This is a genomic window from Hymenobacter wooponensis, assembly GCF_004745865.1.
GTDB lineage: Bacteria > Bacteroidota > Bacteroidia > Cytophagales > Hymenobacteraceae > Hymenobacter > Hymenobacter wooponensis.
Map to the genome: position 1 here is coordinate 156,924 of NZ_SRKZ01000005.1, position 19,527 is coordinate 176,450.

At 56.7% G+C, this 19,527-nt stretch carries 14 protein-coding genes; 11 read left to right on the top strand and 3 right to left on the bottom strand.

Translation table 11 applies throughout. The features are described 5' to 3' along the window. Positions 1-8: 8 nt before the first annotated feature. Complete coding sequence (locus EU557_RS17770) at positions 9-689, bottom strand: alpha/beta hydrolase family protein (protein WP_135531821.1); 681 nt, start codon at positions 687-689, stop codon at positions 9-11. Between the two features lie 180 nt (positions 690-869). Here EU557_RS17770 and gloA2 point away from each other — a divergent pair, with 180 nt between their 5' ends. Further along, entirely contained in the window at positions 870-1,259 is a 390-nt protein-coding gene (gene gloA2, locus EU557_RS17775; protein WP_135531822.1) for an SMU1112c/YaeR family gloxylase I-like metalloprotein, read from the top strand. Positions 1,260-1,524: 265 nt separating this feature from the next. After that, positions 1,525-3,426, top strand: coding sequence for a phosphoglycerate dehydrogenase (gene serA, locus EU557_RS17780; RefSeq protein WP_135531823.1), 1,902 nt, complete (start codon positions 1,525-1,527; stop codon positions 3,424-3,426). A gap of 578 nt (positions 3,427-4,004) precedes the next feature. Here the strand turns inward: serA and EU557_RS17785 are convergent. Further along, positions 4,005-5,360 carry a D-alanyl-D-alanine carboxypeptidase/D-alanyl-D-alanine-endopeptidase gene (locus EU557_RS17785; RefSeq protein ID WP_135531824.1) on the bottom strand — a complete coding sequence of 452 codons (1,356 nt, stop codon included), beginning with the start codon at positions 5,358-5,360 and terminating at the stop codon, positions 4,005-4,007. 214 nt (positions 5,361-5,574) lie between these two features. Here EU557_RS17785 and EU557_RS17790 point away from each other — a divergent pair, with 214 nt between their 5' ends. From EU557_RS17790 to EU557_RS17815, 6 genes are all read left to right on the top strand, one after another. Next, the gene (locus tag EU557_RS17790; RefSeq protein ID WP_135531825.1) at positions 5,575-7,014 is read left to right on the top strand and encodes a Gfo/Idh/MocA family protein; all 1,440 of its coding nucleotides are present in this window, start codon (positions 5,575-5,577) and stop codon (positions 7,012-7,014) included. 329 nt (positions 7,015-7,343) lie between these two features. Further along, the gene (locus EU557_RS17795) at positions 7,344-9,761 is read left to right on the top strand and encodes a glycoside hydrolase family 95 protein (RefSeq protein WP_342588255.1); all 2,418 of its coding nucleotides are present in this window, start codon (positions 7,344-7,346) and stop codon (positions 9,759-9,761) included. 216 nt (positions 9,762-9,977) lie between these two features. Further along, the gene (locus EU557_RS17800) at positions 9,978-11,621 is read left to right on the top strand and encodes a CTP synthase (protein ID WP_135531827.1); all 1,644 of its coding nucleotides are present in this window, start codon (positions 9,978-9,980) and stop codon (positions 11,619-11,621) included. A gap of 111 nt (positions 11,622-11,732) precedes the next feature. Then, complete coding sequence (locus tag EU557_RS17805) at positions 11,733-12,008, top strand: hypothetical protein (RefSeq protein ID WP_135531828.1); 276 nt, start codon at positions 11,733-11,735, stop codon at positions 12,006-12,008. Between the two features lie 314 nt (positions 12,009-12,322). Next, positions 12,323-14,221 (top strand): membrane protein insertase YidC, encoded by a 1,899-nt coding sequence (gene yidC / locus EU557_RS17810; RefSeq protein WP_135531829.1) that lies wholly within the window; start codon positions 12,323-12,325, stop codon positions 14,219-14,221. Between the two features lie 187 nt (positions 14,222-14,408). Continuing rightward, complete coding sequence (locus tag EU557_RS17815; protein ID WP_135531830.1) at positions 14,409-14,936, top strand: DUF6438 domain-containing protein; 528 nt, start codon at positions 14,409-14,411, stop codon at positions 14,934-14,936. A gap of 73 nt (positions 14,937-15,009) precedes the next feature. On the opposite strand, the gene EU557_RS17820 is transcribed toward EU557_RS17815, so the two are convergent. Continuing rightward, on the bottom strand, positions 15,010-16,683 hold the full coding sequence (locus tag EU557_RS17820; RefSeq protein WP_135531831.1) for an ABC transporter substrate-binding protein: 1,674 nt from the start codon (positions 16,681-16,683) through the stop codon (positions 15,010-15,012). A gap of 86 nt (positions 16,684-16,769) precedes the next feature. Here EU557_RS17820 and EU557_RS17825 point away from each other — a divergent pair, with 86 nt between their 5' ends. The 3 genes from EU557_RS17825 (at position 16,770) to EU557_RS17835 (ending at position 19,527) form a co-directional block, all read left to right on the top strand. After that, entirely contained in the window at positions 16,770-17,450 is a 681-nt protein-coding gene (locus tag EU557_RS17825; protein ID WP_135531832.1) for a metal-dependent hydrolase, read from the top strand. Positions 17,451-17,553: 103 nt separating this feature from the next. Next, positions 17,554-18,369, top strand: coding sequence for a ParA family protein (locus EU557_RS17830; protein WP_135432298.1), 816 nt, complete (start codon positions 17,554-17,556; stop codon positions 18,367-18,369). Between the two features lie 201 nt (positions 18,370-18,570). After that, a complete protein-coding gene (locus tag EU557_RS17835) occupies positions 18,571-19,527 on the top strand; it encodes a ParB/RepB/Spo0J family partition protein (protein WP_135531833.1) in 957 nt (318 codons plus the stop codon).

A 19,527-nucleotide genomic window follows, 5' to 3' on the forward strand; every position in this document is an offset into this window, starting at 1 on the left:
AGACCGTGCTATTTACTGCCCGCAGTCGCCAGTTGCTGCGTCAGCCAGCGCACCACATCAGCATCTACCTGGTCCCGGCACTCATCCAGCCCATGCCGACAACCAGGGTACAGCAGTAGCTGTTTCGGCTGTTGGGCGCGTTGGTAGATGTTTTCGGAGCAGGCGGCTGGCAAGATTTCATCAGCCGTACCGTGGAGCACCAGCAACGGGCGCGGACTCACGCGCGGCGCCAAATCGGTGCCGTAGGTCTGGCTGCTCATGGCTACCACGGCCGTGACTTCACTACTTAAAGCTCCTGCACTAATAACCACGGCTCCCCCAAAGGAGTGGCCTACCAAGGCTACGGCCCCGTACCCCCGCTGCTGGGTCAGGTACTGCACGCCCAGCAAGGTGTCTACTACGCATTCTTCTAAGAAATTGGGCTGGCGGTAGTGCAGCCGCAGAGAAGCAATGCCTAGGGCAGCCAGCTGCCCTGCCAAGCGCGGATACATGCCCCAGGCCGGCCCATCGAGGCCCCCGCCCGCTCCGCCAACCCATACTACGGCCGCGGCGCCCGGCGCCACAGCATGCAAGCGTGCCGTAATTAGGCCAGCATTGGTGCGCATGGTTAGCTCCTCTACCCCGTCAATGGTGTTTTCCAGAATTACTTCTTCCAGCACAAACTCCTTCTCTTGCCGCTGCCGTGCCATATGCCTGAGTTGCTTGGTACTACCTACCGGTGTACTATTCCCGCTCAAAATTGATGCAGACGAGCTGGCAGTTTGCTCCGAGTTGTCATCGGCGGCACTGGCCTAGAGCCTCCTGCACAAGACAAGTATTTTCAACGATATTGCCATGCTACTCTCGGCCTGGCCCCTACCCTGTCTCCTATGCTTTCTTTGCTCCGCGTACACCACATTGCCATCATCTGCTCCGATTACGCCGTGTCAAAACGGTTTTACACGGAGGTGCTGGGCCTGGAGGTGCAACAGGAAATCTACCGCACGGAGCGCGACTCCTACAAGCTGGACCTGGCCCTGAATGGGCAGTACCTCATCGAGCTGTTCTCCTTCCCCGAAACGCCCGCGCGCCTCTCCCGCCCCGAAGCCACTGGCCTACGCCACCTTGCTTTTGCAGTAGCTGACCTCGACGCCACCACGCGCGAGCTGGCAGGGCACCAGGTGGCCTACGAGCCCATTCGGGTGGACGAATCTACCAACCGGCGCTTCACCTTCATCCAGGACCCCGACGGCCTGCCGATTGAGTTTTACGAGGTCTAGGCCACTATAAGCAACAACGCTCTGGCGGTTGTCGAGGCGTTAGGCAATTATTCAGCCCTAACCAGAGGTACAGGAGTTTGCCTGGTGTGCATACCCTATTTGCACTTGAAACACAGCGGCTATTTTGGCTCGCAAAATGGCCTAGCGGCATCCTATCAAATTAGCATGCGAGGTTCTTTGTTCGTCTTGGCAGCCTTTGAAATCGTAGAACGCTCCACTACGTACTTGCGGCCTATTGGCTGTTCCGTTCTACCTTGCCCTCGTTATGCCCGAACCGCAACAACCGCTCCCCTACCTTATCATTGACTTTGACAGCACCTTCACTCAAGTAGAAGGGCTTGATGAACTAGCTGACATTGCCCTCCAGGGCCAGCCTAACCGAGAGGAGGTGGTAGGGGCCATCCGAGCCCTCACCGACCGCGGCATGAGCGGTGAGCTGAACTTTTCGGAGTCGCTGAAGCAGCGGCTGGAGCTGCTGCCGGCCCGGCGCGAGCATATTGCGCTGCTGGTGGAACGGCTAAAAGGCAAAGTTTCGGAGAGCATTATGCGCAACCGCAGCTTCTTCGAGCGCTTTCCGGGGCGGGTGTACATCGTCAGCAGTGGGTTTCGGGAGTTTATTGAGCCGGTAGTGGCCGAGTTTGGCATCGACGCCGACCACGTGCTGGCTAACACCTTCACCTTTGACGCCGACGGCCGCATTACGGGCTTCGACGCCGACAACGTGCTCAGCCGCGACGGCGGCAAAATCCTGCAGCTCCGCCAGCTCGACCTCACCGGCGACGTGTATGCCCTCGGCGACGGCTACACCGACTACCAGATCCGGGAAGCCGGCCTGGCCAACCGTTTCTACGCCTTCACCGAGAACGTGCACCGCGACGCCGTGGTGGCCCGCGCCGATGAAGTGCTGCCCTCTTTCGACGAATTTCTCTACCAGAATAAGCTTCCGATGACGCTCTCCTATCCGAAAAACCGCATCAAAGTTCTGCTCCTCGAAAACCCCGATCCGCGCGCTGCGGAGATGTTCCGCCAGGAAGGCTACCAAGTAGACTCCGTGCCGGGTGGCCTAGACGAAGACGAGCTGGTGCAGCAGATTGAAGGCGTAAGCATTCTGGGTATCCGGAGCAAAACCCAGGTGACGGCGCGGGTGCTGGAAGCCGCCAACCGCCTCATTGCCGTGGGCGCCTTCTGCATCGGCACCAACCAGATTGACCTGACGGGCTGCATGAAAAAGGGCGTGGCCGTATTCAATGCCCCCTTCTCTAATACACGCTCGGTGGTAGAGCTGGCATTGGGTGAAATTATCATGCTGGCCCGGCGCATTCCCGAGAAGAGCCCCAAAATGCACGAGGGCGAGTGGGATAAGTCGGCGAAGGGCTCGTTTGAAATCCGGGGTAAAAAGCTGGGCATTGTGGGCTACGGCAACATTGGTTCCCAGCTTTCGGTGGTGGCCGAGGCCGTGGGCATGCAGGTGCTGTACTACGATGTAGCCGAGAAGCTACAGCTCGGCAATGCCGTGAAGTGCCGCACCCTGGAAGAGCTGCTCCGCCAGTCAGATATCGTGACGCTGCACGTGGATGGCCGACCCGCCAACACCAACCTCATTGGGGCAGCGGAGCTGGCCATGATGAAGCCCGGGGCCCTGCTGCTCAACAACAGCCGTGGCCACGTAGTGGAGGTATCGGCGCTGGCGGCAGTGCTCCGTTCCGGCCACCTCGGCGGCGCGGCCGTGGATGTATTCCCTTACGAGCCTAAAACCAACCAGGAGAGCTTCGAGAGTGAGCTGCGGGGCCTGCCTAACGTGCTGCTCACGCCCCATATTGGCGGTAGCACTGCCGAAGCCCAGCGCAACATTGCGGAGTTCGTGCCCGAGCGTATTATGCAGTACGTGAATACCGGCAACACCCAGCAGAGCGTCAACTTCCCCAATATTCAGCTGCCCGAGCAGCAGGCCCACCGGCTCATCCACATTCACCACAACGTGCCCGGCGTGCTGGCCCGCATCAACAACGTGCTTGCCCAGCACCACGTCAACATCCTAGGCCAGTACCTGAAAACCAACGAGCACATTGGCTACGTGATTACCGACATCGATAAGCAGTACGAGCAAGAGGTAATTGGGGAACTGCGCAAGGTGGAGCATACCATCAAGTTCCGGGTCCTGTACTAGGATAGGAAGCTATGCTTTTGACAATTTTTCAACTGCTGGTTGCTAGCTTCTGCTCTCAGCCTAGCACCCCTATGCTGCCTCCCTGGGCCGAGGTTCAATGGAGTAAGGCCAGCTTAGGGCAGACCTTTAGCCGAGCTACTTATGCCAAGCCTGGCTTACTTGAGGCGGACTTCAATGGTGATGGCAAGCGCGATGTAGCTATCCTAGTTACCCGAAAGAGTCCTCGGAGCCAAGGCATTCTGATTCTTCATCAGGGGTTACCCCAATACCATGTAGTTGGCGGAGGTTCAAATACTAGCTCTAATATGCTGTATAGTGACTTTTCTTGGGCTACAGACTGGAAGCTGTACACGAAACCAACCACTAGTGAGGTTACATTTGACAAGTCAGGGGATGTTTTAGGTGACCGGACGGTCTACCTAAAACATCCTGCTATTGAAATAACCAAAGACGAACAGGGTGGAGGAATGATTTACTGGAATGGCAAGCGCTATATCTGGATTCATCAGAGTTGCTAACTAGCTATTCTGGTATGAAAAGGTGCGCGTATGCAGCTTAAGCACGCGTCTACTCTTGGATTATAGTCGCTCCCGCACCTGGGTTAGCACCCGCTCCATTTCCTTACGGATGGCGCTGGTTTCTGCCACGTGGTTGTTGTTCATAAAGCTAAAAGCTAGTAGACGGCCTGATTTCGTGCGCAAGTAGCCGCAAAGGTTGTGGTTGTTGCTGAGCGTGCCGGTTTTCCCCCATAGCCAAGGGCCGCGCGGGTCACGGTACACGCGCTTTAGCGTGCCTTGCCGGCCGCCGGCCGCTAACAGGTCGAAGAGGCGCGCTTCTGGCACCTCTTGGTGCAGCTTCAGTAGCAGGGCTACCAGTGTGCGGGGCGTTACCAGGTTGAGGCGCGAAAGGCCAGAGCCATCTGCCCACTGCGGTACATCAGGCAAAGTGCGCAAATAGTTGGCTTGCATGACACGAATAACCCTCTTCGAGCTCAGTGAATCATTGCTCAGGCCGGAAGCACACATGAGCAACAACTGCTCGGCCAGAAAATTATCACTTACCCGCAGCATGCGGCGGTATAGGGAGTCGACGGGCAAGCCACGCAGGGTACGCACTGAATCCTGCGGGCGCAGGCGCAAGGGTATTGGCGTAATGGGACGCCGCAACGTGTCCTGCAAAAGCTGCAGAAGTAAGGTCTGGCTGGTCCGGAAGGGTGTTTCGTCTACCCAATTTTTGGCGCTGGGAAATACTGAAAAGCGGTTCTCTAGCACGGCCCGCCGCACGTGGTCGTCGGTGGGGTTAGGAAGCAATGCTGGGGCAACTTCTGTTAGGGGCCGAAAGAAACGTGGGTACACACGGGGCATTGGCTGCCCGGCTTTGGCGTAGAAGCGCACGGTATGGCCATACACCGGGAATGGGCCGCGCTCAGGCTGAAAATAATAGTTATAGTCATCCCAGGTCCAGCCGGGCGCGAAGGGCTCTACACAGGGCACGGGGGCGTAAAACAGCTTTTCGGGGCGGTTATGCAGAAAGATAAGGGCTCGGCTAGATGGCACATCGCCGTGGAGCAGAGTAGGGTCGCCGGTGCCCCAGAATAGCAGGGAATCTTGGCGCAACACGTAGTGCAGGCTAGGCAACGAATCGGGGAGCAGATGCAGGCCAGCGTAAAGGCTGAACAGCTTCATGGTACTGGCTGGCGTGAAATACCGGTCGGAGTTCAGCTCATACACTGGCTCGCCCGTGGCTACATCGGTCAGGCAGACGCCCACGTTGTGCTGGCGCAGCACCGCCGATTCCTGAATCTGCTGCTCTAGCCAGACTGGCCTAGTGGAGCTAGCAGCAGTGGGAGCCACTTTTTTCTGGGCAAAAACCGGCGTAGCAAATAGGCCTAACAGGCCTAGCAATGTGCCCAATAGAAAGCGGAAGAACGACATGGAGGGGAAGCAACAGGCAAAAACTCCCGCAACTTGAGTAAAAGCCCGGCGCTTATCAAGTATTCGACTTGCCGCTAGGCCACATCTGCTGCGTCAGGACCAGCAAGTTGCCCGCTTTAGCCCCCACCTGGGCAGGTTCATGATTGTGGGCACGGGCAACTTCCTACAAGCCAGACAGTATGCTTTTGTGTATCATCACCTGACTTTACGTTCTATGTCTATTACCAATGAACTACTCAACACTGTGCTGCGCGAGGCCAGCCGGGAAGTTTCGCGCAAGGAGTTTCTAACCTTAGCTGGCCGGGGCTTAGCCGTAGGCGTGGCAGCTGGCACCCTGGCCAGTTGCCAGTCGGAGGGGCCAGCCGATGCTAAAGCCGCTACTACACCCACCACGGGCACGCCCGCTTCGGAAGTAAACGCCACTACCACCTACACCTCGCCGGGTGGGCAGAAAGTACCATCTTCGGAGGCAGTGTCGCCGCCGGCCAAGGTTCCCACGGCTCTGGATCAGCCCATTGAGTTGGAGAAATGGAAGTCGGATGTGGACCCGCAATCGGGGCCGGTGCCCACTCCCCTGCCGCCCGACAAGCGCGTGGGCTACGCCTTGGTTGGCCTAGGCCACCTTACGTTGGAAGAAATTCTGCCGGCTTTCGGGGAGTGCAAAAAATCCAAGCCGGTGGCCTTAGTTAGCGCCTCACCCGAGAAGCTCAAAAAAGTGGCCCAGCAGTACGGCATCAAGCCCGAAAACTGCTATAGCTACGAGACGTACGACAAGCTCAAGGACAACCCCGAGGTGCAGGTCATTTACATTGTGCTGCCCAACTCCATGCACGCTGAGTACACCATCCGGGGGGCACAGGCGGGCAAGCATATCCTCTGCGAGAAGCCCATGGCCAACTCCTCAGCCGAGTGCCAAGCCATGATTGACGCTTGCAAAAAGGCCAACAAAAAGCTGATGGTGGCCTACCGCATTCAGTATGAGCCTTACAACCGGCAGGTGAAGGAGATGGTGCGGGGCAACAAGTTTGGCAAGCCCAAGTACATTGAGGCCCAGAATAGCCAGAGCTCTGCCAACCCCGACCACTGGCGCCACAAGAAGGCCCTGGCCGGCGGCGGCGCATTGCCCGATATTGGGTTGTACTGCCTTAATACCAGCCGATTTGTGCTGGGCACTGAGCCAACGGAGGTTTTTGCCTACTCCTACAGCACGCCCGGCAACCCGCTATTCAAAGAAGTAGAAGAAGTAATGTCGTGGCAGATGCGCTTCCCAGAAGGCATTCTTGTCAATTGCATCACTCACTACAATACCCATGATTCGCGCTTTTACCGCGTGAACACGGAGCGTGGCTGGATTCACGTAGACAATGCTTACGCCTACACTGGCCAGCAGCTCCAGACATCACACGCTGAGGGCCCCGCCAAGATGAAGAACCAGATTGTCTTGAGCGAAAAGAACCAGTTTGCCGCTGAAATGGACCACTTCTCGGAGTGCGTGATGGAAGACAAAGCCCCCCACACACCCGGCGAGGAAGGCCTGCAGGACCACCGCATCATGGAAGCCATTTATCAGTCGGCCCGTGAAGGCCGCCCCGTGAAGCTAACAGAGGTAAAAGGCACCGACGTATTCCGCGGCCCCGAGCCTAAGCAGGCCTAGAGGCAGCGCAAGCCATATCACGCAGAGCCGCTGCACAGAAGGCGGGCGTTAGACAAGCGCCTCGCCTAGCTGGCACTGCCAGCATAACCGACCATAGTAGCACGTCATCCTGAGCCCAACGCAGGATCCTGTCACGCTGAAACGACTGGCCTAGCGCCGCTTGCTCACGTGACACGATCTGTGCTAGGCTCAGGATGACGTGCTTTTTGGCTTATTTGGCTTACGGCTCCCCTATTCTGCCCTCTTTCCTGTGACACATCACTAGCTGCATGATTCTCTCTCGTCGAAGAACCTACCTACTTGCACTCATTGCGTTTCTTTGTATTTCATTGCAAACGCAAGCCCAAAACCCGATGGTGTTGTGGTATGCCAAGCCAGCGGCAAACTGGAACGAAGCCTTGCCGATTGGCAATGGGCGCTTGGCGGCCATGGTATTTGGGCAGCCCGGCCGGGAGCAATTGCAGCTCAACGAGGAAACAGTATGGGCAGGGGAGCCGGGCAACAACGTGGTATCTGGGGTGTATGAGGGGGTACAGGGAATTCGTAAGCTCCTGTTCGAAGGCAAGTATAAGGAAGCGCAGGACCTCTCGAACAAGATTTTCCCGCGAAAAGCCGCTCCTACTAGTAACTACGGCATGCCTTACCAAACCGTGGGCAACCTATTGCTGACCTTTCCCGGCCACGAAACAGCCACCAACTACTACCGCGACTTAGACATTCAGCAGGCAGTAGTCAAAGTACGGTATCAGGTAAAGGGCATCACGTACACCCGGGAAACCTTCGCCTCACTCCCCGACCAAGTTATTGTGGTGCGCCTGACGGCCAGCAAACCGGGCAGTATTACCTGTCGGTTAGGCCTGAACAGCCCGCAACTGATTCATCGCGTCCAAACGGAGCCAACCAAACTGGTGCTAACGGGCGTCAGCGGCAGCCACGACAACAAGGCTGGGAAGGTCAAGTTTCAGGCGCACATTGTGCCCAAGGTGGAAGGCGGCACCCTCACCTCCACGGATAGCACGCTGCAAATAACGGGTGCTACTGCCGCAACGGTCTACATTTCCATTGGCACCAACTTCAAGAATTATCATGATCTGAGCGGCGATGAGTCTGCCAAAGCGGGATCTTACCTGCCGGCGGCGCTGGCCAGAGCGTACCCCGCCGCCAAAGCCGCCCACGTGGCCAGCTACCGGCGCTACTTCGACCGGGTATCTCTCAACTTAGGCAGCACCGAGGCGGTGAAAAAGCCCACCGATGTACGATTAGCCGAGTTTGCCGCCGGGCACGACCCTGGCCTAGCCGCGCTGTACTTCCAGTTTGGGCGCTACCTCCTGATTTGTAGCTCCCAACCCGGCACCCAGCCTGCCAACTTACAGGGCAAGTGGAACGACAAGTTAGCCCCACCGTGGGACAGCAAGTACACGGTGAACATTAACACCGAAATGAACTACTGGCCGGCTGAAGTAACCAACCTCCCGGAGCTGCACCAGCCCCTGTTCAGCATGCTCAAAGCCCTGGCTGAAACCGGCCGCGAAAGTGCCTCGGCAATATATCATGCCCGCGGCTGGAACATGCACCACAACACCGATTTATGGCGCATCACGGGCAACGTGGACGGTGGGTTCTACGGCATGTGGCCTATGGGCGGCGCCTGGCTCACGCAGCACTTGTGGCAGCATTACCTGTTCACCGGCAACCACGCCTTTCTGCGCGAATATTACCCGGTGCTGAAAGGGGCTGCCTTGTTTTACGCAGACGCCCTGCAGGAAGAGCCAAGCCATAAGTGGCTGGTAGTGGCCCCCTCCATGTCGCCGGAGAATACCTACCAGAGTGGCGTGGGGGTTAGCGCTGGCACTACCATGGACAACCAATTGGTATTCGATGTATTCACAAATGCCATCCGAGCCGCGGCAATCCTTAACACCGACCAGCCCTTCGCCGATACACTGCGTTGCCTGCTTAACCGCCTGCCGCCCATGCAGGTTGGCCAGCACAACCAGTTGCAAGAGTGGCTACAGGATTGGGACAAGCCCGATGACAAGCACCGGCACGTGTCGCATTTGTATGGTTTATACCCGAGCCAGCAGATTTCACCCTACGCTAACCCAGAGCTGTTTGCGGCCGCGCAGAACTCGCTGGTGTACCGGGGAGATAAGTCTACGGGCTGGTCGATGGGGTGGAAAGTAAACCTCTGGGCCCGCCTGCTTGATGGCAACCGGGCTTACAAACTCATTGCCGACCAGCTGAGCCCGGCGGGCACGGAGGCTTCGGGTCAGAACGGGGGCACCTACCCTAACCTGCTCGATGCGCACCCACCCTTCCAGATCGATGGCAACTTCGGCTGCACATCGGGCATTGCCGAAATGCTCGTACAAAGCCACGATGGGGCTATTGATATTCTGCCCGCCCTGCCCGATGCCTGGCCTACGGGTGAGGTAAAGGGGCTGGTGGCCCGGGGCGGCTACGTGGTAGACCTGGCCTGGGCAAAGGGAAAAGTAACGCACTTACAGATTACGTCTCGGTTGGGCGGCAACTGCCGGGTGCGGCTGCACAGCCAGGTAGCAGCTGGTGGCAAAGCGAAGCTGACGCCCGCCCGCGGCACAAATCCCAACCCATTCTACCAAAACGCCGCCATCCAGCCTCCACTGATATCGGCTAAAGCCACCATCAAGAAGCCTGTTTTAGCCCCCTCTTTTGTCTATGATCTGAATACTAAAGCCGGGGCCACTTACACGTTTAGCGGGAAGTAATGCCTTGCCTCCTAGGTTGTGCTGTGCTATGAGGAGTGCAGAAAACCTCGCTTACTCTTCCCCTAGCCCGGCTGCGAAGAGTTAGGCACCCTGCTTTCATCTTCGGCAGCAACAGGCAAAGACTGGCCTAGAAACTTTGCGCGCACGCTTTTCCTCGCGCGTAGCACAAAGTTTCCCGGGTTGGGCCGGATATATCCGCTAACTTTGTTTCCCGTTATGCCAGACCGAACCCCTACCCCCACGGCTGCAACGGCCAAGTACATTTTCGTCACCGGTGGAGTGACCTCCTCGCTAGGCAAAGGCATTATTTCTGCCTCCCTGGCCAAGCTGCTGCAAGCCCGCGGCTTCCGCGTCACCATCCAGAAGTTCGACCCTTACATCAACATCGACCCCGGCACGCTCAACCCTTATGAGCACGGCGAATGTTATGTAACCGACGACGGCGCCGAAACCGACCTCGACCTAGGCCACTACGAGCGGTTCCTGAACGTGCCCACCTCGCAGGCCAACAACGTGACCACCGGCCGCATTTACGACCACGTTATCACGAAGGAGCGCGAGGGTGCGTATCTGGGCAAGACCGTGCAGGTAGTGCCCCACATCACCGACGAGATTAAGCGCCGCATGCTGCTGCTCGGCCAGACCGGTGAGTTTGATGTGGTGATTACTGAGATTGGGGGCTCTATTGGCGACATTGAGAGCCTGCCCTTCGTGGAGTCGGTACGGCAGCTGCGTTGGGAGTTGCCCGAAAACAGCTCCTTGGTTATTCACCTCACGCTGCTGCCTTACCTGAAGGCCGCTGGCGAGCTGAAGACCAAGCCCACTCAGCACTCGGTACGTGACTTGCGCAGCGCCGGCCTCCAGCCCGATATTCTGGTGTGCCGCTCTGAGCACCCAATTCCGGCCGAAATGCGCCGCAAAATTGCGCTGTTCTGCAACGTAAACATCAACTCGGTTATCGAGAGCCTCGACGCCGACAGCATTTACTCGGTGCCGCTGCTCATGCTGAAAGAGCACCTCGATGAGCGTGTAATTAAGAAGCTGAAGCTGCAGGGTGGCACGGCCCAGCCCGATCTGGAAACCTGGAAGGATTTCCTGGGTCGCCTGAAAAACCCTACCGAGGAAGTAACCATTGCCCTCGTGGGCAAATACGTGGAGCTCCCCGACGCCTACAAATCCATCAACGAAGCTTTTGTGCACGCCGGCGCTCAGAACGAGTGCAAAGTGACCGTGCGCAGCATCCAGTCAGACCACATCAACCCCGACAACATTGCCCAGTTGCTGCATGGTGTAGATGGGGTGTTGGTAGCGCCCGGTTTTGGCGAGCGAGGTTTTGAGGGTAAGATTCTGGCCGTAAAGCACGTGCGCGAAAACGGAATTCCCTTCTTCGGAATTTGCTTGGGCATGCAAGTGGCCGTGGTAGAATACGCCCGCAACGTGCTAGGCCTGTCGGAAGCTTCATCCACGGAAATGAACCCGCAGACGCCCGCCCCCGTCATCGCCATGATGGAGGAGCAGAAGAACATCACTCAGAAGGGCGGCACTATGCGCCTGGGAGCTTACGACTGCGAGTTGCGCCGCGGCTCCAAAGCCGCCAAAGCCTACGGCCGTAACCACATCAGCGAGCGGCACCGCCACCGCTACGAGTTCAACAACGAGTACCTGAAGCAGTTTGAGGAAGCCGGTATGGTTCCCTCGGGCATCAACCCCGAGACTGGCCTAGTGGAAGTGGTGGAGGTACCTAACCATCCGTGGTTTGTGGCCGGCCAGTTTCACCCTGAGCTAAAGAGCACGGTGCAAAACCCGCACCCGCTGTTCGTGCGCTTCGTGCGCGCCGCTATTCAGCACCGTAAGGTGTAGATAGCCTGACAACAAGTTAACAAGACCGTCATGCTGAGCTGGTCGAAGCATCTCTCCCTCTGGCTACCTAGTGGCCTAGAGAAGCGGTAGAGATGCTTCGGCAGGCTCAGCATGACGGCCTTTACGGAGTTTCATTTTCTTGTAATGGTCTTCACATTATCTGACTTCACAGTTTTATCAACTGGTACGGACGGAGGGCATTATTATTTATATGCCTACATAGTCTACTTAGGCCAAGCTAGGAAGCTTGTGGTATTTTTTGAAGCAAAAGCTGATGAGAAAAAAGTACGAACGGCTACTTCTATAACTGTAGAGGGGAGCCTGACAGATGCTGGTTTACAGCACTCGCTGCATTTGAATAATGCGAAGTTGCTGACTTGGAAGTAAGGTATAGCTACTCTTTTTACGGGGTTTGCAAGGTGCTATTACCGTACTACTAGTGCGGCATATTTTGTACCCGTCTATAGGTTAGAGAAGCAGCTTTAAGCTCTTAGTAGAATGCTCTGCTTAGGTGCATACAACTCTATTATGGCATACTTATCCTTGACTTGTTTCACCTTTCACACTGACAAAAACGCCGACCTCGTAGATATTCGCCTGACAAGTCCGACCTTTGTGGGAATGTCGCCGGATTTTTGACGGGGACGCGGGGCTGCCGCTGGTGGTGGCTTCGATCTTTTTCTCTGTACGTACCACTACTAATGGACAGAAATTCAGCAATTGGCCTGTTTTTGATATCGGCCTTGCTCATCATCTACCTCTACGTTGTTCCTCACCCCAAGCCGAGCGAGGAAGCGAAGAAACCGGCCAATACCACCGCAGCAGCTCCCGCCGCTGCCGCAACAGCCACTCCAGCTCCCCTAGACTCAGTAGCTGCGGCCCAGCAGTTGGGCGCATTCGGTGCCGCTGGCGTAGGCAGCGCCCAAACTACGGAGCTGAAAAACGACAACCTCACCATCACCTTCTCCTCGAAGGGTGGTCGCGTGGAGGCTGTGCGTCTGAACAAGTACAAAACCTTCTTCGGTAAGCCTCTCGATCTGTTCGACGCCCAAAGCGCCCAACTAGATACTCGCTTCCGTACCACCGACGGCCGCCAGGTGAAACTGTCGGACCTGTATTTCCGGGCTGAGCCCCAGGGCAACACCGCCGTTCGGTTTGTGGCCGATGTGGCCGGTGGCCAAATTGAGCAACTATACACGCTGCCGGCTAACAGCTTCGAGCTAAGCTACAACCTGCGCTTCAACAACCTGAACAGTGTGGTGGCTCAGGAGCCGCTCACCTTCACCTTCCTGGATCACGTGCGCCAGACGGAGCAGGATATGAAGCAGAACCGCAACCACACTACCATCAACCGCTACCTTGTTTCCGGCGACCATACTGCCCTGGTTGAAGCCTCGGAGAAGCCCGAGGAGATTAAGGTAACGGAGCCGCTGAAGTGGGTGGCTCACAAGCACGACTTCTTCGTGGCCGGCATTGTGGCTGACAACCAGTTCCAGTCGGGCCAGCTTAACTCTAATGTTGACCTTAACGACTCTACCTTCATCAAAACCCTGAGCACCACGCTGACCATTCCGGCCGCCGATGTGCAACAGGGCAAAGCCAACTTCCGCTTCTACTTCGGCCCCAACTCCTTCAATATCTTAAAGGAAGTTGCCCCCGATTTCGACCGCAACGTGTACCTGGGCTGGGGCATTTTCCGCTGGGTAAACCGCTTTGTGGTGCTTCCCACCTTCCACTTCCTGGAGCAATTCGTCAGCTCCTACGGCATCATCATTGCCCTGCTGGTGGTACTGATCAAGCTGGTGACGTGGCCCCTGACCTACAAGTCGTATGAGTCGCAAGCCAAAATGAAGGTGCTGAAGCCGGAGGTTGACGCCATCAAGGAGAAGTACCCCGAGGACCAGATGAAGCAGCAGCAGGAGACCATGAAGCTGTACAGCAGCGTGGGTTACTCGCCGCTGAGTGGGTGCGTGCCCCAGCTGCTCACCCTCCCGATTCTGTTTGCTATGTTCCAGTTCTTCCCCAATGCCATTGAGCTGCGCCAGCAGCCCTTCCTGTGGGCCCACGACCTGAGCACGTACGACGACCTGATTAAGCTGCCCTTCACGCTGCCGTTCCTGGGCAGCCACATCAGCCTGTTCACGCTGCTGATGACGCTCTCGACGCTGGCCATGACCTACCAGAGCAACCAGAACAACCCCGCTGCCATGCAGGGCCCGATGAAGTTCTACAGCTACCTGATGCCGCTGATCTTCTTCTTCGTGCTGAACAGCTTCTCGGCCGGTCTGACGTGGTACTACCTCATCTCTAACCTCGTGACGCTAGCCCAGCAGGCCATCACCCGCCGCTTTGTGGATGACACCAAGCTGCGCGCCAAGCTGGAAGCCAATAAGGTGAAGAACAAGGACAAAAAGCCCAGCGGCTTTGCGGCTCGCCTCCAGGATGCCATGAAGGCCGCCCAGGAGAAAGAGGTACAAGCCCGCCAAGGTGCTGGCTCCCGCCCCGCTGCCAACAACGACGCCGATGACTCCGACGCCGATTCTGGCACTGGCGCGTCGGATGTGTCGCCGAAGCGCCCGCGCAAAACGCGCCGCTCTTAGGCCACTCGCTTACAGAAAGCCCCATCTGCAGCTGCAGATGGGGCTTTCTGTTTTACAATACACACCGTACTACATCTTAAAGGTCACAAGAGCGTTACAGCACTGCCCTAGGCCACTAATTGGCTGATCAGATAACATTCCGGCGTGGTTTTTGGCTTTATACTGCGTACTCCTCTTCTTTACTCCCATGCGCCAACTCCTGCCTACCCTCCTGCTGGCGGCCTCCTTAGCAAGCTGCGCCGCGCAAACCCCGCGCGCCTCTACCTCAAAAGCACCCGCCACCAAGACAAAACAGAGTGCCAAGCGTATGCCCACGGCTACCACTAAAGCGCCCGTAGCCGCTCAGCCGGTGATTGTTTTCCGTCGCACGCCTTGCTTTGGCACCTGTCCGCATTACGAAGCCAGCTTCTATAGTGATGGTCGGCTGCAGTTTGAAGGCTTTGCTTACGCTCCGGCAGAGGGCAAACGCGAGCTGCAGTTGCCCCCAGCAGTTATCACTAGAATCCTGCAGGATGCGGAGAAAATCGGCTTCTTTCAGATGAGGGAAGAGTACCCGACCAACTTCTCAGACATGCCCTCCACTATCCTCACCATCCGACAACCTAACGGCACCACAAAGACGGTACAAGCGGAGGAGAACTTCCCGCCCTCTCTGCAAAAGCTGTTTGACTCCATTGACCAGGAAGTGGTCAAGGCATTTGAGGTAACGAAGTAATGGCCTAGGCCACTATAAACAGCAACAGGAGCACTGATTAAGCCAGTGCTCCTGTTGCTGTTTATAAGTTTTACTACTGCTTTTTCACCCGCTCTAGCACTAGCTGGTTCATTGGGTTAGGGGTAAGGCCTTGCACGTTATTTTGAGTTAACCGTACTACCTCATCATAGTAAAGCGCAATAACGGGGGCCTCATCCACGATGATGCGGTCCATCTGGCGGTAGAGGTCGTAGCGCTTTTCGGTGTTTTGCTCCAGTTTGGCTTGCTCGTAGAGCCGGTCGTAGGCCAGGTTCTTAAAGTGCGTTTTATTGGGGCCCGCCGGCGAGAAGTTCTTGCTGTAGAACAGGGCCAGGTAGTTTTCCGCGTCGGGGTAGTCTCCGAGCCAGCTCTTGGTGAAGAAGGCCGAGCTGCCGTTATCCACCATTTCCTGGTGAGCAGCGGCCTGGTTCACATCAATATCCACCTGAATGCCTACGTCGGCCCAGTTTTTCTGCAAGTACTCACACACCTCCTTGCGCTCTGCTACTGTGGCTAAGCGCAGATGCAAGGGGTGGCTTATATCATACCCTGCCTGCTTTAGCAGCTGCCGGGCCTTAGCTGGCTGGTACGAGTAGCCCGGCACCAGCTTCTGACTATACGACGGCAATGAAGCAGGTACAAACCCCGAAAGACCTGGCACGCCCACGTTGTTGAGGAAGTAGGCTAGTAGCTCGGGCTTGTTAAGAGCATAGTTCAGCGCCTGCCGCACGCGCTTATCCTGCAAGGCTTTACCCGCTTCAGCGTTATCGCCGCGCAAGCGGGCGGGATCCTGCTGGAGGCCTAGGTATTCGGTGTTCAGGTAGGGTACTTTCTGCAGTCGAAACTTACCCTGGAAGTCCTCGCGCACCGTTCCATCGGGGTACATGATTAGGTCGCGGGAGCCGGCCCGGATACCGCTCAGGAAGTCCAGCTTGCCCTGCATGAAGGTCAGGAACTCCGATTTCCGGTCCTGGATGAAGCTGATCTGCACGGCATCAAGGTAGGGCAGTTGCTTACCCTGCGCATCTTTGCGCCAATAGTTGGGGTTGCGGTGGTAGATGATAGCGTTGCCCTCATCCCACTCCTTGAAGATAAACGGCCCCGTCCCGACTGGGTGCTCCCGAAAATCCTTCCCGTATTTCTGCACGGCCTCCCGCGGCACCACGTAAGCATAGGGCATCGTCAGGATGCCCAGAAATGGAATAAACGGCTCCTTCAAATACACCCGTAGCGTGCTGTCGTTGGCGGCCACAAAGCAAGTATCCGACGGCTCCCCTTTCGCATCCTCCAGCACCTTACCCCGAAAAATCCAGCCGCCGGGGCTGGCCGTGGGGCCATCGAGCAGCCGCTTGAAGCTATACACGAAATCCTGGGCTACCACCGCACGCCCTTTACCCCCTGCAAACACCTCGGAGTCATGGAAGTGCACACCGGGGCGTAGCGTAAACGTGTACGTTTTGCCGTCGGGTGAGATGCTGTAGCGGCGGGCAATGGCGGGGCCGGGCTTGAGGCTGTCGTCCAGTTCTACCAAGCCATTGTAGAGCTGCGTAGCCGCCCAGATGTTAGCCTGCTTATTCGTGAAAGCAGGGTCCAGGGAAGTCAGCGCCTCGGGCTGGTTGTAGCGAAACACGCGCCGGGCATCCGTCGTTGGGCCGGTCTCGGAGCAGGCCGTTAGCAGAGGCAGCAGAACAAAAGCGAAACCGGCAGCACGCCGTGAAAACGGAAACATGGGAACGACGAAACAGTGTATATTTGCAAAGGTATCCCACAAGCCGGGTTTCCGGTTCAAGCGCCGCCGCGCGGCCTTCCTTCTCTATGAATTTAACCTACTACGGTCATTCCTGCTTCCTACTTGAAGCCGGTGGCAGCAAAGTTCTCTTCGACCCCTTTATCCGCCCCAACCCGCTCGCTAAAGATGTGGACGTGGACAAAATTGAGGCTGATTACATTCTGCTCAGCCATGGTCACGGCGACCACGTAGCTGATGTTGAAGAGATTGGCAAGCGTACCGGTGCAGAACTGGTAGGCATGGTTGAAACTGTAGGCTGGTTCGGGCCCAAGGGCTTAAACGCTACGTATGGCATGAACCTAGGCGGCACTATTACCTTGCCCTTCGGCAAAGTGAAGATGGTAGCAGCAGCGCACTCTAGCTCTATGCCCGACGGCTCATACGGTGGCCTAGCCGCTGGTTTTGTGGTAGAAACGGAAGGCAAAACCTTCTACTTCGCCGGCGATACTGCCCTCACCTACGACATGAAACTGATTGGTGAGCGGTACAAGCTAAACTTCGCCATCCTGCCTATCGGTGACCATTATACCATGGGCATCGATGACGCGCTAGTAGCCGCCGAGTGGACGGGCGCTAGCAAAGTCATTGGCATGCACTTCGATACCTTCCCGCCGCTGGTTATCAACCACGACGAGGCCAAAGCCAAAGCAACGCAGGCTGGCAAAGAGCTGGTGCTGCTACGCGTTGGGGAAACCATTACTTTGTAAAAAAGCTAACGGCGAATAGCCTTTTAGCCTATTCGCTTACTACCTTTTGTACTCGCTACGAAAAGCTAACAGCTAAAACCAGTAGCTAACAGCTTCTACTCTCATGGGAAAAATCATTGCGGTAGCCAATCAGAAGGGCGGGGTGGGCAAAACCACCTCCTCGATTAACCTCGCAGCCTCGTTGGCGGCGTTGGAGTATCGGACCCTGCTAGTTGACGCCGACCCGCAGGCCAACGCCACTTCCGGCGTGGGCTTCGACCCGAAAGACATCCAAAACAGCATCTACGAGTGCATGGTGGATGGCATCAACGCCCAGGATATCATCCTGAACACGCAGGTGCTCCCCCACCTCGATCTGATGCCTTCTCATATTGACCTAGTAGGTGCCGAGGTGGAGATGATCAACCTGCCCAACCGGGAGGAGAAGATGAAAGACGCCCTGCGCCCCCTCGTGGACCAGTACGACTTCATCATCATCGACTGCTCACCCTCGCTAGGCCTGATTACGGTAAACGCCCTCACGGCTGCTCACTCTGTTATTGTACCGGTGCAGTGCGAGTACTTTGCATTGGAAGGTTTGGGTAAGCTGCTGAACACCATAAAGATCATTCAGAGCCGCCTCAATGAGGAACTGGAGATTGAGGGAATTCTGCTCACGATGTATGATGTGCGTCTGCGCCTCTCTAACCAAGTGGTAGAAGAAGTAAAGCTGCACTTCCAGCAGTTGGTATTCGATACCATCATCCCGCGCAACGTGAAGCTGTCGGAGTCGCCGAGTTTTGGCATTCCGGTGCTGTTGCACGATGCGGAGAGCAAAGGCAGCATCAGCTACCTGAACCTGGCCCGCGAGATTGTAGAGAAAAACATTGTCTCGGCGGACCCCGAGCAGGAGCAGCCCGCTGAAGATACAGCGGCATAGAGTGGCCTAGCAGGCCCTACGCCCTTAAAACGCATGATCTGAAAGACGGCTGGTAACTTAAGTTGCTGGCCGTCTTTCTTTTTACAGCATGTTCCACGTTTTTAATAACGTGGAACAAAAATATCCGGGTCATCCCGGCCGTTTGTGTATTTTTGAATCCCGCTCTCGTCTGCCACTACTAGGCGAGGGCTGATTGTAGGTATGTCAGAGAAGAACGAAGATAAAGCTACGCCGGCAGCGGCTTCCGCAGCGGCCAAACGCAAAATTGGTGGCCTAGGCCGGGGGCTTAATGCCCTGATTGAGGGCAGCTACGAGAAGAAAAGCGAGCGGTTAGGCCTAGTGCCTCACCCCGTTAATTCCGTAGGCCTGATTGCCGTAAACCAGATTGAGGCCAATCCTTACCAGCCCCGGACGCACTTCGATCAGCAGGCCCTCCAGGACCTAGCCGAGAGCATTAAGGTGCAGGGCATAATTCAGCCCGTGACGGTGCGCCAGATGGGCACCAACGTCTATCAACTGATTTCGGGGGAACGTCGTCTGCAGGCTTCTAAACTAGCCGGCCTCGATGCCATTCCGGCGTACATCCGCAAGGCCGATGACCAGCAGATGCTGGAAATGGCCCTGATTGAGAACATTCAACGGGAAAACCTCAACGCTATTGAAATTGCCCTGAGCTACCAGCGGTTGGTGAGCGAGTGCAACCTCAAGCAAGAGGAGCTTGGCGACCGAGTGGGCAAGAATCGCTCGACGGTTACCAACTACCTGCGCCTGCTCAAGCTGCCACCCGACATTCAAATTGGTCTGCGCGACAATGTCATCAGCATGGGCCACGCCCGCGCCCTGGTGAACGTTGAAGACATGGAGCAGCAGCTAGGCCTGTTCCGCCGCATCGTGGCCGAAGACTTGTCGGTGCGCCGCGTAGAGCAGCTGGTGCGTACAGGCAGCTCGGCTCCTGTTGAAGGTGAGAAAAAAGCCTCACAACTTGCCGAGCCAGTGGTACCAGCCGCCGAGCTGCGCCGCACAGAGCGCCACTTAACAGAGCGCTTCGGCAGCCGCGTGCTGGTGAAGCCTGGCCCCCAAGGTCGCGGCGAAATCAAAATTGCCTTCGACTCAGTAGAGGATATGCAGCGCATTCTGCATATTCTGCAGCCAGCCTAA

Bases quoted from the DNA above. Each gene is read 5' to 3' on its own strand.
- EU557_RS17770 (WP_135531821.1), bottom strand. From the start codon at position 689: ATGGCACGGCAGCGGCAAGAGAAGGAGTTTGTGCTGGAAGAAGTAATT.
- gloA2 (WP_135531822.1), top strand. From the start codon at position 870: ATGCTTTCTTTGCTCCGCGTACACCACATTGCCATCATCTGCTCCGAT.
- serA (WP_135531823.1), top strand. From the start codon at position 1,525: ATGCCCGAACCGCAACAACCGCTCCCCTACCTTATCATTGACTTTGAC.
- EU557_RS17785 (WP_135531824.1), bottom strand. From the start codon at position 5,360: ATGTCGTTCTTCCGCTTTCTATTGGGCACATTGCTAGGCCTGTTAGGC.
- EU557_RS17790 (WP_135531825.1), top strand. From the start codon at position 5,575: ATGTCTATTACCAATGAACTACTCAACACTGTGCTGCGCGAGGCCAGC.
- EU557_RS17800 (WP_135531827.1), top strand. From the start codon at position 9,978: ATGCCAGACCGAACCCCTACCCCCACGGCTGCAACGGCCAAGTACATT.
- EU557_RS17805 (WP_135531828.1), top strand. From the start codon at position 11,733: ATGACGGCCTTTACGGAGTTTCATTTTCTTGTAATGGTCTTCACATTA.
- yidC (WP_135531829.1), top strand. From the start codon at position 12,323: ATGGACAGAAATTCAGCAATTGGCCTGTTTTTGATATCGGCCTTGCTC.
- EU557_RS17815 (WP_135531830.1), top strand. From the start codon at position 14,409: ATGCGCCAACTCCTGCCTACCCTCCTGCTGGCGGCCTCCTTAGCAAGC.
- EU557_RS17820 (WP_135531831.1), bottom strand. From the start codon at position 16,683: ATGTTTCCGTTTTCACGGCGTGCTGCCGGTTTCGCTTTTGTTCTGCTG.
- EU557_RS17825 (WP_135531832.1), top strand. From the start codon at position 16,770: ATGAATTTAACCTACTACGGTCATTCCTGCTTCCTACTTGAAGCCGGT.
- EU557_RS17830 (WP_135432298.1), top strand. From the start codon at position 17,554: ATGGGAAAAATCATTGCGGTAGCCAATCAGAAGGGCGGGGTGGGCAAA.
- EU557_RS17835 (WP_135531833.1), top strand. From the start codon at position 18,571: ATGTCAGAGAAGAACGAAGATAAAGCTACGCCGGCAGCGGCTTCCGCA.